Consider the following 14,205-nt stretch of genomic DNA (forward strand, 5'->3'; position numbering starts at 1 on the left):
GATCAGTGGCTCCCCGCGTTTTGCGCCAATTCGGCCAGCAGCGGCCAGCGCGTCATCATTTGCGTTAACCGCTCCTGCCGCGAAATATCGACATAGCTTAATTTTGGTAATGAAAAAGCCTGGCTGAGCGCCTGCAGGTCATCCTGGCTCTCCTCCGGCGCCGCTGCACGAAAATGGCTGGGTGCGTTATTCATTCTTCCGCCTTGGCGAAAATAGGCTATGTTAATTAACTATAGCAACGATACAAAAAGAGACAGGCAATAAGATGATTCTCAACAAATATTATTGAAGAGCATCGGAGATTTGTTATTGCCAGCGTAAAAATGGCTATCTTTAAATATAAACGCCTTTAGTCGGCTTTCAACGAAAGTAGAACACATCCTATGGCGCACTCTTTTTCTCTAGGCATTCGGCAGATTTGGGAAGAGCTGTCGGTGATGCAGGCCCCCGGGCTTTATTGGATCAATATCGACAGGCAAAGCGACGCCGCGCTGTTGTGTCGCCAGGCCATCGCCGCCCAGCCGGCCACCCGCAAGCTCGCCCTGATCTGCAGCGGAGACAAACCCGATCGCCTGCTGGCCGAGCTGGCTGCGCCCGCTTTGCAGAAGCTGCCGCTGTATCAACTACCGGAGAAAAAAGCCGCGCTGGCGCAGTTGAGCGACGATCTGATGCGCGCCCTGCGGCCGCAAAATCGCTTACTTATCCTGCTGGCCCACGCCAGCCTGTGGCAAACCTTCACCACCGAAGAACTGCGCGAATGGACGCGCACCCTCGCCGCCTGGCTGCGGCGGCAGGGGTGTACGCTATTGATCCTCAGCCACGGCGGCGGCATCAATAAGCTCAAAGGGCAGCTCAGCACACAGCACCGCATCCTGAACGGCCTGTCCAGCCTGCAATGGCAGCAGGACAGCGCGCAATACCTGGTGAACTGGTGGAGCACCGAAAACGGCATCAACGCCAATCAGCTGCTGACGCTGTATGCGGCGGAAGGCGGTTGGCAGGGCGAGGAGGAAAATAGCCAACCCTCCCCCACCGCCTTGCGCAGCGACGAAGGCCAGTATCTGGCCGAGCGCAGCATCCTGGAAGGCGCACCGCCGCTGTCCGCCAACTGGCAGCTGTTGGAGAACAACGACGAACTGGCGCAGCACGGCATGCTGAGACTCTCGGCGACGTTGATTTTCGCATTGTATCAAAGCGACCAAATCGATCATCTGGCGCACCAGATCCACACCCTGCGCCGCAGCCGCGGCAACGGCCTGAAAATCGCGGTGCGCGAGATGAGCGCCAGCCTGCGCTACAGCGACGAACGGCTGCTGCTGGCCTGCGGCGCCAACCTGATCGTGCCGCACGTCGCGCCGCTGTCGCGTTTTCTGACCATGCTTGAAGGCATCCAGGGGCAGCGCTTCTCACGTCACGTGCCCGCCGACATCGATGCGCTGCTGGCCGGGCTGCGTCCGCTGCAGCTGAAAGGCTACATGCGGCCGGAACCGTTTAGCCAGGCGGTGCTTTCGCTGATGGCCAACACCTTGCTGCCCGAGGACGGCAAAGGCGTGATGGTGGCGTTGCGCCCGGCCACCGGCCTGCGCGCCGAACAGGCGATGACCCTGTGCCACCTGCGGCGTTTCGGCGACGTGATGACCGTGGTGCAGGGGCGCCTGGTGCTGTTCCTCTCCACCTGCCGCATCAACGATCTGAACACCGCGCTGAAGTTCATCTTCCGCCTGCCGGTGGATGAAGCCTTCAGCAACCGGGTGGTGTGGCACCAGGATGTCGATATCATTTCGGAAATCAAACGCATGGCTCAGGGGCGCTGGCAGCTTACCGCCACCGGCGCCGCGGGCGTCGCGCCGCCGCCCCCCGTGGTGACGGCCGCAGAGCCCGCAGAACGCCGCCAGCCGATCGCTTTCACGCTGCCGCTTGGCCCGCAGGAGGAAAAGCATGCTGAACCTTAACGACATCCTGCAACTGATCTTGCTGTGCGCGCTGGTCTTCATTCCGCTGGGCTACGCCTTTCACCGGCGTTTTCCGCATTTGCGTCAATACTGGCAAAACCTGTTGTTATCGCCGCGCTATTTGAAATCCGCCGGTTTATGGGTGCGCACAGGCTCATCCTCCCAGATTAAACGTCATAAGAAGCAGCCATGAATCCAAACTCAAATACGCAATCCGATAACGCTCTGTGGCGCTACTGGCGCGGGCTGGGTGGCTGGAACCTCTACTTTCTGGCGAAATTCGCCCTGCTGTGGTTCGGCTACCTGAATTTCCACGCGCTGCCGAACCTGGTGTTCATGGCCTATCTGCTGATGCCGATCCCCTCGCCGCGGCTGCACCGCTGGCGCCATTACCTCGCCATCCCGATCGGCATCGCGCTGTTCTACCACGATACCTGGCTGCCGGGCATCAACAGCATTCTCAGCCAGGGCTCTCAGCTGGCCGGCTTCAGCGCCCAGTACCTGCTGGAGCTGGTCAGCCGCTTTATCAACTGGCAGATGGTCGGCGCCGCCTTCGTGTTGCTTATCGCCTACCTGTTCGTCGCCCAGTGGGTGCGCGTTACGGTGTTCACCGTGGCCGCGCTGGTGTGGCTCAATATCGTCAACATCGCCGGGCCGGCGGTCTCACTGCTGCCCGCCAGTTCCACGGCTGCCGCCGGTGGCGCCGGCACGCCGGCCACGGCCGCGCCGACGGCAGGAGATAATGCGCCCGCAGACAGCCTGCCGCCGACCAGCGCCAACCTGACGGCCTATCTGAACCAGTTCTACGAGCGGGAAAAAGGCCGCGCCACCGCGTTCCCGGCCACTTTGCCCGCCGACGCCCAACCGTTCGATCTGTTGGTGATCAACATCTGCTCGCTGGCCTGGGCCGATATGGAGGCGGTCAACCTGCAGAATCATCCGCTGTGGTCGAAGATGGATATCATGTTCGACAGCTTCAACTCGGCCACCGCCTACAGCGGCCCGGCGGCCATACGGTTGCTGCGCGCCAGCTGCGGCCAGCTTTCGCATCACGATCTGTACCAGCCGGTGAACCAGCAGTGTTACCTGTTCGACAACCTGGCGAAGCTCGGCTTCAAGGAACAGCTGATGCTCGATCACTCCGGGGTGTTCGGCAACTTCCTGAAAGAGCTGCGTGAACAGGGTGATATGCAGGCGCCGCTGATGTCGCAGGCCGGCGTCGGCAACGAGCTGACGTCGTTCGACGGTGAGCCGATTTATAACGATCTGGAATTGCTGACCCGCTGGCTGGATCAGCAGCAAAAAGCCGGAGACGCCCGCACCGCCACCTTCTTCAACGTCATTCCGCTGCACGACGGCAACCGCTTCGTCGGCTCTAACAAGAGCGCCGACTATCAGCCGCGCGCGCAGAAGCTGTTCGATCAGCTGAACACCTTCCTCGATCAGCTGGAAAAATCCGGCCGCAAAGTGGTGGTGGTGATCGTGCCGGAGCACGGCGCGGCGTTGGTGGGTGACAAGATGCAAATGTCCGGCCTGCGCGATATTCCCAGCCCGAACATCACCCATACGCCGGTCGGCATCAAACTGATCGGCATGAAGGCGCCGCATCAGGGCAGCCCGCTGCAGATCAAAACGCCGAGCAGCTATCTGGCGCTGTCGGAGCTGGTATCACGTCTGGTGGACGGCAAAGTCTTCAGCGAGTCCAGCGTCGACTGGCAGGCGCTGACGCAAGGGCTGCCGCAGACGCCGGTCATCTCCGAAAACGACAACGCCATCGTGATGCAATATCAGGGGAAACCTTACATTCGCCTGAACGGCGGCGATTGGGTGCCTTATCCGCAATAAGCGCGGCCTTATCGACCCAAAGCACGCCGACGGCGTGCTTTTTTTATTGAGCAAGTCCGACAAAAGGCGAAGTTAAACGTCTGGCAAAAATATTATTACTCACCCCCGTTAAATTTTTTATTCGCTTATTAATTCATTGCGAAAATTCCTATAAAAATAAGCATTCGTCAGATTTTCGTTAAGCATTCAATAACGCCCTGAAAAGCGATTCGATTAACTGATTGATTAAATAATAAAAAACGCCGGCGTTAAGCCGGCGTGGGTTTATGCGGTGAAATCCGACGCTTTACGCCCCCGGATGTTCGTCCTGATCGACCGCAAAACAGGCCACCATCTGCTCACCGTACTGCTTCAGCTGCGGCTGCAGCTGTACGCAGGTGCCGAAGGCGCGGCGGCAGCGGGCATTGAATGCGCAGCCCGGCGGCGGGTTCATCGGGCTGGGCAGTTCGCCGGTCAGCTTGATGCGCTCGCGGCGCATATCCGGGTTCAACCGCGGCGTCGCCGACAGCAGCGCCTGGGTGTATGGATGGCGCGGGTTGTTGAAGATCGCCTCTTTGCTGCCCTTTTCCACGCAGCGGCCCAGGTACATCACCATCACTTCATCGGCGATGTGTTCCACCACCGACAGATCGTGCGAGATGAACACGTAGGACAGCCCCAGCTCCTGCTGCAGATCCATCATCAGGTTCAGCACCTGCGCGCGCACCGATACGTCCAACGCCGATACCGGCTCATCGGCGATCACCACGTCCGGATTCAACATCAGCCCGCGGGCGATGGCGATACGCTGACGCTGGCCGCCGGAGAACATGTGCGGATAGCGATCGTAATGCTCGGTCTTCAGGCCGACCTTCGCCATCATCTCCAGCGCTTTTTCCCGCCGTTCAGCGGCGCTGAGCGAGGTGTTGATCAACAGCGGCTCCTCGAGGATCTGCCCGACCTTCTTGCGCGGGTTGAGCGATCCGTAAGGATTCTGGAACACGATTTGGATCTTCTGGCGCCGCAATTTCTCGGCGGAAACGTCCGGCTTCAGCAGATCCTGTCCCTGGTAGTACAGCTCGCCGCCGGTCGGCACTTCGATCATCGTCAGCAGGCGGCCGAGCGTGGATTTGCCGCAGCCCGACTCACCGACCACCGCCAGCGTTTTACCGCGCTCCAGAGTGAACGACACGCCGTCCAGCGCCTTGACCAGCCGCTCCGGCGCGAACAGGCCCTTTTTCACCGGGTAATGCTTTTTCAGGTCGATCGCCTGCAGTAAAGGTTGATTCTGGCTCATACGGTCGGCCTCCCCGCATCATCCAGCGGTGTGTGACATTTAACCTGACGGCCGGGAATGCTGCGCAGTTCCGGCTCCTCGTTACGGCAGCGCTCGTTGGCGTACGGACAACGCGGATTGAGCAGGCAGCCGGTCGGGCGATCGTATTTGCCCGGCACCACGCCCGGCAGCGAAGCCAGCCGCGCCTTGTCGGCGGCGAACTCCGGCAGCGCGCGCAGCAGCGCCTGGGTGTACGGGTGGCGCGGCGCGCGGAAAATCTCCGCCGCTTTGCCGGATTCCACCACCTGGCCGGCGTACATCACGATGATGTGATGCGCCGCTTCCGCCACCAGCGCCAGATCGTGGGTGATCAGCAACAGCGCCATGTTCTCGCGCTGCTGCAGATCCAGCAGCAGTTCGATGATCTGCGCCTGGATGGTCACGTCGAGCGCGGTCGTCGGCTCATCGGCGATCAGCAGCTTCGGCCGACAGGCGATAGCCATGGCGATCATCACGCGCTGGCTCATGCCGCCGGAAAGCTGGTGCGGGTACACGTCCAGCCGCGAGGCCGGATCGGGAATCCCCACCTGCGTCAGCAGGTCGATAGCGCGCTGGCGGCGGGTGCGGCGGTTGCCGCCCTGATGCACCTTCAGCGCCTCCATAATCTGATAACCGACGGTGTAGCACGGGTTCAGGCTGGTCATCGGATCCTGGAAGATCATCGCCACTTCGGAGCCCACCAGCTGGCGACGCTCTTTTTCGGAGATCTTGCGCAAGTCCTGGCCGTTGAACTCCAGCTTGTCGGCCATCACTTTGCCGGGAAAATCGATCAGGCCCATGATCGCCAGCGAACTGACGGATTTGCCGGAGCCGGATTCGCCGACGATGCCGACCACCTGACCTTGATCCACGCTGTAACTGATGCGGTCTACCGCGCGGAACGGGGTGCCTTCGTCACCGAAGTGCACCGAAAGCTTGTCTACATTCAATAACGCCATCTCTCTCGTCCTCTGTTACTGCTTGAGTTTGGGGTCGAGAGCGTCACGCAAACCGTCCCCCATCAGGTTGAATGCCAGCACCGTCAGCAGGATCGCCAGGCCGGGGAAGGTCACTACCCACCAGGCGCTTTGCGCGAACTGCAACACGTCGGAGAGCATGGTGCCCCACTCCGGCGTCGGCGGTTGCGCGCCCATGCCCAGAAAGCCGAGAGCGGCCATGTCGAGAATGGCGTTCGAGAAACCGAGAGAAGCCTGAACGATCAAGGGCGCCAGGCAGTTAGGCAGAATATTGACGAACATCTGACGCAGCGCGCCGGCGCCCGCCACCCGCGAAGCGGTGACGTAATCGCGGTTCACCTCCGCCAGCACCGCCGCGCGCGTCAGACGCACATAGTGCGGCAAGGCGACGAAGGTGAGCGCCAGCGAGGCGTTGACGATCGACGGTCCGAATACCGCCACCAGCACCAGCGCCAGCAGCAGGCTCGGCAGGGCCAGCATGATGTCGACGACGCGCATGATCACCGCGTCCACCGCGCCGCCGAAGTAGCCGGCCAGCAGGCCGAACACCACGCCCATGACCAGCGACAACACTACCACCAGACAACCGACCAGCAGCGACAGGCGCGCGCCGTACATCAGGCGCGACAGCACGTCGCGGCCCACGTCGTCGGTGCCCAGGATGTATTGCCAACTGCCGCCCTCCTGCCACACCGGCGGCTTGAGCAGCGCGTCGCGGAACTGGTCCGCCGGCGCATGCGGCGCCAGCACCCCGGCGCCGAGCGCGATCACCAGCATCAAAACGATATACACCAGGCCGACCACGGCCCCTTTATTGCGCTTGAAATAGTGCCAGAACTCCTGAAACGGGGTCATCGGCTTCGGCGCACCTTTAACTGCAGACTCAGTGATTTGAGACATGAGAGCGCCCCTTATTTCTTGTGGCGAATACGCGGGTTGACCACGCCGTAGAGCACGTCTACCAGCAGGTTAACCAGAATGATCATACAGGCGACCAGCAACACCCCGCCCTGCACTACCGGGTAATCACGGCGCTGCAGCGCATCGATCAGCCAGCGGCCCAGACCCGGCCAGGAGAAGATGGTTTCGGTCAGAATGGCGCCGGCCAGCATGGTGCCGACCTGCAGCCCGATCACCGTCACCACCGGCAGCAGCGCGTTGCGCAGCGCGTGAACGACGATCACCCGCATGCGGCTCACGCCCTTGGCGCGCGCGGTGCGGATATAGTCTTCGCCCAACACCTCCAGCATCGAGGAGCGGGTCATGCGCACGATCACCGCCAGCGGGATGGTGCCCAGCACGATGGCCGGCAGGATCATGTGCATCACCGCATCGATAAAGTCGCCCGGTTCGCCCCAGATCAGGGTGTCTATCAGCATGAAGCCGGTCAGCGGGTGGCTGTCGTCGAGGAATACCGTGTCGCTGATGCGCCCCGACACCGGCGTCAGGTTAAGCTGCACCGACACCAGCATGATCAGCATCATGCCCCACCAGAAAATCGGCATCGAATAGCCGGTCAGCGAGATGCCCACCGCGGTATGGTCGAAGACCGAGCCGCGTTTGACCGCCGCCAGCACCCCGACCGGGATGCCCACCAGCACCGCGAAGATCATCGCGCACAGGCCCAGCTCCAGCGTGGCCTGAAAGCGCGGAACGAACTCGCTCCAGACGGAGATGCGGCTTTTGAGTGAGGTGCCCAGATCGCCGTGCAGCACGTTGGACACGTAGGAGAAATATTGTTGATAGAGCGGCTTGTCCAGCCCCATTTCCGCCATCAGCTGCGCGTGGCGCTCGGCGGAGATACCGCGTTCCCCGGCCATGATGGTCACCGGGTCGCCGGGGATCATATGGACGAATGCAAAAGTCAGCAATGTAATGCCGATAAACGTTGGGATAACTAACCCCAAACGTCGGAGTATGAACTGCAACATATCCCGAACTCTCTGTATCAATGCCCGGCAGCTCATCGTCCGCCAGGCTTATTAACGCTCACATGCCTTTGAACGATCCAACGGCCATACGCCGGAGACTGGTCAGCAGAGGCGCAAACCTGTTGCGCCCCTGCAAGTCCATTCGTGCATCTCCGGTTTAGGTCGGAATCAGTCTACAGAGACATTCTCGAAGTGATGTTTGCCGAGCGGATCCACGACGTAGCCCTTCACTTCCTTACGCACAGGCTCATACACGGTGGAGTGCGCGACGATCAGCGCCGGAGCCTGATCGTGCATCACCACCTGCGCCTGCTTGTACAGTTCGATGCGTTTGTCGTGGTTGGACTCGGCGCGCGCCGGTTGAATCAGATCTTCAAACGGCTTGTAGCACCAGCGGGAGTAGTTGGAGCCGTCTTTCGCCGCCGCGCAGCTGAACAGCGTGGCGAAGAAGTTGTCCGGATCCCCGTTGTCGCCGGTCCAGCCCATCATCACCGTTTGGTGCTCGCCCGCTTTGGCGCGCTTGAGGTATTCACCCCACTCATAGGTCACGATTTTGGCTTTCACGCCGATCTTGGCCCAGTCGGCCTGGATCATTTCCGCCATGCGGCGCGCGTTCGGGTTGTAAGGACGCTGTACCGGCATCGCCCACAGGTCGATGCTGAAACCATCGGCCATGCCCGCTTCTTTCAGCAGTGCTTTCGCCTTGGCTGGATCGTAAGCGTAATCCTGCACCGCGTCGTTATAGCCCCACATGGTCGGCGGGATCAGGTTCTTGGCCGCCTGGCCCGCGCCCTGATAAACCGCGTCGATGATCGCCTGCTTGTTGACCGCCATGGTCAACGCCTGACGCACCTTCACGTTATCCAGCGGTTTTTTCTCGGTGTTGAACGACAGGTAACCCACGTTCAGCCCCGGCTGCTCCATCAGGTTGATGGATTTGTCCTGCTTCATGCGGGCGATATCGGCCGGGTTCGGGAACGGCATCACCTGGCATTCGTTTTTCTGCAGCTTGGCGTAACGCACGGAAGCGTCAGGCGTGATGGAGAACACCAGACGATCGATCTTCGGCTTGGTGCCCCAGAAACCGTCGAACGCCTTGTACAGGATTTTGGAGTCTTTCTGGTATTGCAGCAGCTGGAACGGGCCGGTGCCGATCGGGTTCAGGTCGACTTTTTCCGGCGTACCGGCTTTCATCATGACGTCAGCGTATTCGGCGGACAGGATGGACGCGAAGTCCATGCCCAGGTCAGCCAGGAACGGCGCCTCCGGGCGGTTCAGCACGAAACGCACGGTGTTGTCGTCTACTTTTTCGATCTTGGCGATCAGCTTCGGCATGTCCATGCCTTCAAAGTATTCGTAACTGCCGCCGGACACTTTGTGGTAGGCGTTATTGGCATCCAACTGGCGTTCGAAGGAGAACACCACGTCGTCGGCGTTGAAGTCGCGCGTCGGTTTGAAATCTTTGCTGCTCTGCCACTTCACGCCTTTGCGCAGGTGGAAGGTATAGGTTTTGCCGTCTTCGCTGACGTCCCACTTCTCAGCCAGGCCCGGCTGCAGTTCGGTGGTGCCGACTTTGAATTCGACCAGGCGGTTGTAGATCGGTACCGAACTGGCGTCGTAGGTGGTGCCGGAGGTGAACAGCTGCGGGTTGAACCCTTCCGGGGAACCTTCAGAACAGTAAACCAACGTCTTGGCCTGTACGCTGGCCGCCACGGTCAGCGCGATCAGCCCAATGCCGAATTTCAGAACCCCCGATTTACCCAAGGAACGTGTCATCGTTAGTGCTCCATTGTGTGATGTGATGTGTGTAATTGCCGCCAGACCTGTATTTTTTATTGCGTGGCCTGTGCGGTCAGCGCCCGAAGGCAGAAGGCGTACGATGAGAGGATGCCGGATGGAACGCATCGCGACGGGGACGTCTGAGCGCGTGGAATTCACTCAAACAACTCTCGCTCTTACCCCTGAGGCTATCAAGTTGCCAACTGTTTGGGGTGTCGTCAATATAACCAGTGGGGATTTACGCAGACTGTGAGAAACAGCAAACAAACATAAAAAAAACCTTTTGTTAACAGTTCCAGCATGAAAATTTATGCTAAGCGGTCATTTTTAGCGCATTGGTCTGACCCTGATAAATTTACTGGTTTTAAACTCCGCTAAAAAACCCCAAAACTTTGTTGCTGAACGATGAATATCTGAACGGTTATTTTTGTGATCGCCGTTAAAGACAGAAGGAAATGCTGAAGGATTACCCAAAAGGGTGAGTCCGATGAGCGCATTTTTCGCCGGGCAGGCCCACAATCTGTGCGGCGTAAAAAAACTTTCGGCGGTGAAAAAGCCGGGGGCGAAAGGATATCCCCCGGCAACGCACTGCAACCGATTATTGAACGCCGGCGCTGTTGCCCAGGCTGGCGTTCATGCTGTTGAGAATATCGCCGTTGTCCGCGTCGATCTCCCAGGAGAACAGGCCGCCCAGCTGCTTATCCAACACGTACTTGCCTTTGGCCTGCACCGAGCGGGCATCGTCAAAGGTGATCAGATCGCCGGTGGAAGGTTTGAACACGTAAGGCGCTTCCGCCGTGGCGTCGTAGGTGTACTGCCACTCGCCGCTCATGAACTGGCTGGCGATCTGGCGGTAGTCCACGATGCCGTTCTCCCAGGTGCCTTTGACCGGCCCGGTGGCGGTGCCGGTGAACGGAATGTTGTTCTGGTAGCCGTTCACCCCGGTCCAACCGCGGCCATACATGGCGGTGCCGACCACGATCTTGCCCGGCTTGACGCCCTGCGCCAGCAGCGCATTCACGCCGTTCACCGTGGTGTAGGCGGTGTCCGGTTTCCAGGCCGGCGCATTCAGCGCGGTCTGATGCCCCAGGTTTTTCAGATCGAAGGCGCCGTAGAAGTCGTAGCTCATCAGGAAGATGTGATCCATCGAGTTCTGCGCGACGTTGTATGCCACCTTGTCGATCTTGTCCTTGCCGGCGCTGATGGCGGAGGTCAGCTCATACTTGCGGCCGGTTTCCGCCGACAGCTGATCCAGCATCGCCCGCAGTTCTTTCATCAGCAGCACATAAGTTTCCCCGTCCTGAGGGCTGCCCAGATTCGGATTGGCGCCTTTGCCGCCCGGGAATTCCCAGTCGATATCCACGCCGTCGAAGAACTTCCAGGTCTGCAGGAACTCTTTCACCGAGCCGACGAAGCGATCGCGCTTCACCTTGTCGCCCATGAAGAAGAACGGGTCGGACAACGTCCAGCCGCCGATCGACGGCAGGATTTTCAGATCGGGACGCGCCTGCTTCAGCGCCATCAGCTGGCCAAAGTTGCCCTTATAGGGGTCATCCCAGGCGGTGACGCCCTTCTGCGCTTTTTGCAGCGCGGCGAACGGATCGTGGATGGAGACTTTGAAATCCTCGCGGCCCTGGCAGGAGCGCTGCAGCGCCTGGAAGCTGCCTTCGATCTCTTTCAGGCTGTCGTTGATGCCGTTGCCGCCGCAGATTGGGATAAAGCCGTACAGCAGGTGGGTCAGGTTTTGCGCCGGGATCTTATCGACGGTGAAATTGCGCCCGTAAACCCCCCACTCGACGAAATAAGAACCGACCACTTTGCCGGAATTCTGTTTATACGGTTTATTCTTTTCCAGCAGCGGCTCTTTCAACGGCGCCAAATGGCTGCCGTCGGTGTCGGCCACCACAATTTCAGTGGCGTCGCTGGCGGTGCAGCCGTCGGCATTGCACAATGCCACCTGCATTTGATAACGGCCGCCTTTATTGACTTTAAAATTCGCCGTACCGGAAGAACCGGTTGAAGGGCCGCTCCACGCCTCTTTGCCATTTAATAAAATCTTGGCCGTCGTGCCCGCGTCGCCATTCCATAAATTCCAGGAGACGGAAACATCGGCGGCATTTTTTACCTTCACCAAATTATTATAAGCGGTAGCCGCCTGGTCAACTTCAACGATGGCGAACTTGGTGTTGCCCCAGGCGATGGTCGGCTTGCCCGGCGCGGCGGCCTGCGCCGCGGAACACAGCGTGCTGCCGATCAACAGCGCCAACAGCGGTTTATTAAATTTGCGCATAACTGATTCCTTTATTCCGAGAGGATAAACATAAAAGAGTTAATCGTCGCTACGCATTGCCGAAGCGAAAAAATTCCGCAATAATCCACGAAGATTAAAGTCAACAAATAAAAACAGCGTTTTTCCACGTAACGGAAAAAAATCATTCCCGCCGCGTACATTCAGACTATAAATAAAAAAGGCGTAAAAACAAGAGCGCTATCAACTGGGTTTTATTCAGCAAGAGTGAATTTATTTAAATATGAGAAAAAGAACCTAACTGGAATAAGGAGTTTGAATTAATTAAGCGTAAAGGATAAATATATTTCACGAGGCTGGCGGATTGACACGTGCCATAAAGCGAAGCCGGTCGTATCGTAGGAGGTGCTCATCCTCATAAACCGCAGGCGAAAAAAAACCTGCTTTAAAAGCAGGTTTTTCGAATGGTGGTCGGCGAGAGAGGATTACGCGCATCGTTGATGCGCGCCCTGCGGGCCGTTGCTAAAGCAACGTTGTCTCGCTTCGCGAGGCTCGAACCTCCTGCGGAGGTACTCATCCTCATAAACCGCAGACGAAAAAAAACCTGCTTTAAAAGCAGGTTTTTCGAATGGTGGTCGGCGAGAGAGGATTCGAACCTCCGACCCACTGGTCCCAAACCAGTTGCGCTACCAAGCTGCGCTACTCGCCGATGCGGGGCGCATCTTACTGCTGGCGGTTATAGGCGTCAATCACTTTTTTTCCCCTGCATTTCAAGTGGTGATAAAAGCGCCATAATGCGCTGCGCCGGGGGTTACGCAGCGCATTTTACTCAGGCTTTGGCGGTTTTCAGCACCGGCGTCTGCGCACGCAGGAACGGCAGCAGGAACAGCGCCGACAGGCAGGCGGCGATGGAAATCACCACAAAGAAACCGTTCCAGTGCCAGATTTCCATCACCCGCGCGATCGGGTAGCCGGACAACGCCGCGCCCAGGTAGGCGAACAGGCCGACGAAACCGGTCGCCGCGCCCGCCGCATCTTTATGCGAGCACTCCGCCGCCGCCATGCCGATCAGCATCTGCGGGCCGAAGATGAAGAAGCCGATGGCGAAGAAGCAGCAGGCCTGCAGCAGGTAGGTGACGCCCGGCATCAGCCACAGCGCCGCCACCGACAGGAAGATGCCGATGGCGAAGATCAGGTTCATCGGGCCGCGGTTGCCGCGGAACAGCTTGTCGGAACCCCAACCGGCCACCAGCGAACCGATAAAGCCGCCCACTTCAAACAGCGAAATGGCCGAGTTGGCGGTCATCAGCGAATAGCCCTTTTCCTGCGTCAGGTAGAGGTTGCCCCAGTCGTTGATCGCGGTGCGCACGATGTACACCAGCACGTAAGAGACCGCCAGCAGCCAGATGTACTTGTTGGTCAACACGTAGCGCTTGATGATCTCGCGGTTGCTCAGCCCCTGGCCTTCCGATTCCTGCACCAGCTCCATGGCGTCGTTGCGCCATTTGCCGACGCTCGGCAGCCCCAGGGTGGAGGGCTTGTCGCGCAGGCGCCAGCACATCAGCAGGCCGAGCACCACGCCGATGATGCCGGGAATGATCATGCCGTAACGCCAGCTGAAGTGCAGCGAGATAAAGCCCACCAGCAGCGGGATCAGCGCGCCGCCAACGTTGTGCGAAGTGTTCCAAATCGCCCACCAGCTGCCGCGCTCGGAGCGCGAATACCAGCTGGTGAGGATTTTGGAGCACGGCGGCCAGCCCCAACCCTGGAAGAAGGCATTGAGGATCCACAGCGTGCCGAGCATCAGCAGCGACGAACTGAGGCCGAAGAAGATATTCAGCACCCCGGTCATGATCAGGCCCAGCCCCATAAAGTAACGCGGGTTGGAGCGATCGCTGATCATGCCGGAAATGAATTTCGAGCAGCCGTAGGTGATGTAGAACAGCGTGCCGAGGATGCCGACGTCGGACATCGTCAGGCCCAGATCGCTCAGCATCGCCGGCATGATGAAGTTGAAGCTTTTGCGCGTGAAGTAAAACGCGGCGTAGCCGATGTACATGGTGCACATCAGCTGGATGCGCCAGTACTTGTAGCTGGCGTCGATCTGCCGTTGATCGGTGACCTGCGGCGCATCCGGGCGGCTTTTAAGGAAAGACCACATGTGGAACCTCAGAGGATT

Annotated in this window: 11 protein-coding genes, 1 tRNA gene and 1 other RNA gene; 3 read left to right on the plus strand and 10 right to left on the minus strand. The window is 59.1% G+C overall.

Annotated features, from left to right (window positions below; genetic code table 11):
* Positions 1 to 2: 2 nt before the first annotated feature.
* Entirely contained in the window at positions 3 to 194 is a 192-nt protein-coding gene (gene bcsR, locus ACJ8J1_RS22105; protein WP_033645055.1) for a cellulose biosynthesis protein BcsR, read from the minus strand.
* Positions 195 to 383: 189 nt separating this feature from the next.
* On the opposite strand from bcsR, the gene bcsE reads away from it, so the two are divergent.
* From bcsE to bcsG, 3 genes are read left to right on the plus strand one after another with little or no spacing between them, the layout of a single operon-like run.
* Positions 384 to 1,952 carry a cellulose biosynthesis protein BcsE gene (bcsE, locus tag ACJ8J1_RS22110; RefSeq protein WP_033645056.1) on the plus strand — a complete coding sequence of 523 codons (1,569 nt, stop codon included), beginning with the start codon at positions 384 to 386 and terminating at the stop codon, positions 1,950 to 1,952.
* Entirely contained in the window at positions 1,939 to 2,145 is a 207-nt protein-coding gene (bcsF, locus tag ACJ8J1_RS22115; protein WP_033645228.1) for a cellulose biosynthesis protein BcsF, read from the plus strand. The genes bcsE and bcsF overlap by 14 nt, the downstream gene beginning before the upstream one ends.
* Positions 2,142 to 3,797, plus strand: coding sequence for a cellulose biosynthesis protein BcsG (gene bcsG, locus ACJ8J1_RS22120; RefSeq protein WP_033645057.1), 1,656 nt, complete (start codon positions 2,142 to 2,144; stop codon positions 3,795 to 3,797). The genes bcsF and bcsG overlap by 4 nt, the downstream gene beginning before the upstream one ends.
* Before the next feature lie 286 nt (positions 3,798 to 4,083).
* Here bcsG and dppF read toward each other — a convergent pair whose 3' ends face one another.
* The 9 genes from dppF to ACJ8J1_RS22165 all read right to left on the minus strand — a co-directional run bounded on the left by dppF (position 4,084) and on the right by ACJ8J1_RS22165 (position 14,187).
* Positions 4,084 to 5,073: a dipeptide ABC transporter ATP-binding subunit DppF gene (dppF, locus tag ACJ8J1_RS22125; RefSeq protein WP_015376237.1), complete on the minus strand. Its 990-nt coding sequence runs from the start codon at positions 5,071 to 5,073 to the stop codon at positions 4,084 to 4,086.
* Complete coding sequence (gene dppD / locus ACJ8J1_RS22130; protein WP_033645058.1) at positions 5,070 to 6,050, minus strand: dipeptide ABC transporter ATP-binding protein; 981 nt, start codon at positions 6,048 to 6,050, stop codon at positions 5,070 to 5,072. Before dppD ends, dppF begins: the two co-directional genes overlap by 4 nt.
* Positions 6,051 to 6,065: 15 nt before the next feature.
* Positions 6,066 to 6,968, minus strand: coding sequence for a dipeptide ABC transporter permease DppC (dppC, locus tag ACJ8J1_RS22135; RefSeq protein ID WP_033645059.1), 903 nt, complete (start codon positions 6,966 to 6,968; stop codon positions 6,066 to 6,068).
* 11 nt (positions 6,969 to 6,979) lie between these two features.
* Positions 6,980 to 7,999 carry a dipeptide ABC transporter permease DppB gene (gene dppB / locus ACJ8J1_RS22140; protein WP_033645060.1) on the minus strand — a complete coding sequence of 340 codons (1,020 nt, stop codon included), beginning with the start codon at positions 7,997 to 7,999 and terminating at the stop codon, positions 6,980 to 6,982.
* A 168-nt stretch (positions 8,000 to 8,167) separates the two neighbouring features.
* Positions 8,168 to 9,775 carry a dipeptide ABC transporter periplasmic-binding protein DppA gene (dppA, locus tag ACJ8J1_RS22145; RefSeq protein WP_033645061.1) on the minus strand — a complete coding sequence of 536 codons (1,608 nt, stop codon included), beginning with the start codon at positions 9,773 to 9,775 and terminating at the stop codon, positions 8,168 to 8,170.
* A gap of 601 nt (positions 9,776 to 10,376) precedes the next feature.
* The gene (locus ACJ8J1_RS22150) at positions 10,377 to 12,068 is read right to left on the minus strand and encodes a glycosyl hydrolase family 18 protein (protein ID WP_033645062.1); all 1,692 of its coding nucleotides are present in this window, start codon (positions 12,066 to 12,068) and stop codon (positions 10,377 to 10,379) included.
* A gap of 426 nt (positions 12,069 to 12,494) precedes the next feature.
* A non-coding RNA gene (locus ACJ8J1_RS22155) (RtT sRNA) lies at positions 12,495 to 12,623 on the minus strand.
* 35 nt (positions 12,624 to 12,658) lie between these two features.
* Positions 12,659 to 12,735 (minus strand) — tRNA-Pro (locus tag ACJ8J1_RS22160).
* Between the two features lie 120 nt (positions 12,736 to 12,855).
* Positions 12,856 to 14,187: an MFS transporter gene (locus ACJ8J1_RS22165; protein ID WP_033645063.1), complete on the minus strand. Its 1,332-nt coding sequence runs from the start codon at positions 14,185 to 14,187 to the stop codon at positions 12,856 to 12,858.
* Positions 14,188 to 14,205 lie beyond the last annotated feature (18 nt).

This window comes from Serratia sp. CY37869, assembly GCF_052168895.1.
GTDB lineage: Bacteria > Pseudomonadota > Gammaproteobacteria > Enterobacterales > Enterobacteriaceae > Serratia > Serratia ureilytica.

Bases quoted from the DNA above. Each gene is read 5' to 3' on its own strand.
- bcsR (WP_033645055.1), bottom strand. From the start codon at position 194: ATGAATAACGCACCCAGCCATTTTCGTGCAGCGGCGCCGGAGGAGAGC.
- bcsE (WP_033645056.1), top strand. From the start codon at position 384: ATGGCGCACTCTTTTTCTCTAGGCATTCGGCAGATTTGGGAAGAGCTG.
- bcsF (WP_033645228.1), top strand. From the start codon at position 1,939: ATGCTGAACCTTAACGACATCCTGCAACTGATCTTGCTGTGCGCGCTG.
- bcsG (WP_033645057.1), top strand. From the start codon at position 2,142: ATGAATCCAAACTCAAATACGCAATCCGATAACGCTCTGTGGCGCTAC.
- dppF (WP_015376237.1), bottom strand. From the start codon at position 5,073: ATGAGCCAGAATCAACCTTTACTGCAGGCGATCGACCTGAAAAAGCAT.
- dppD (WP_033645058.1), bottom strand. From the start codon at position 6,050: ATGGCGTTATTGAATGTAGACAAGCTTTCGGTGCACTTCGGTGACGAA.
- dppC (WP_033645059.1), bottom strand. From the start codon at position 6,968: ATGTCTCAAATCACTGAGTCTGCAGTTAAAGGTGCGCCGAAGCCGATG.
- dppB (WP_033645060.1), bottom strand. From the start codon at position 7,999: ATGTTGCAGTTCATACTCCGACGTTTGGGGTTAGTTATCCCAACGTTT.
- dppA (WP_033645061.1), bottom strand. From the start codon at position 9,775: ATGACACGTTCCTTGGGTAAATCGGGGGTTCTGAAATTCGGCATTGGG.
- ACJ8J1_RS22150 (WP_033645062.1), bottom strand. From the start codon at position 12,068: ATGCGCAAATTTAATAAACCGCTGTTGGCGCTGTTGATCGGCAGCACG.
- ACJ8J1_RS22165 (WP_033645063.1), bottom strand. From the start codon at position 14,187: ATGTGGTCTTTCCTTAAAAGCCGCCCGGATGCGCCGCAGGTCACCGAT.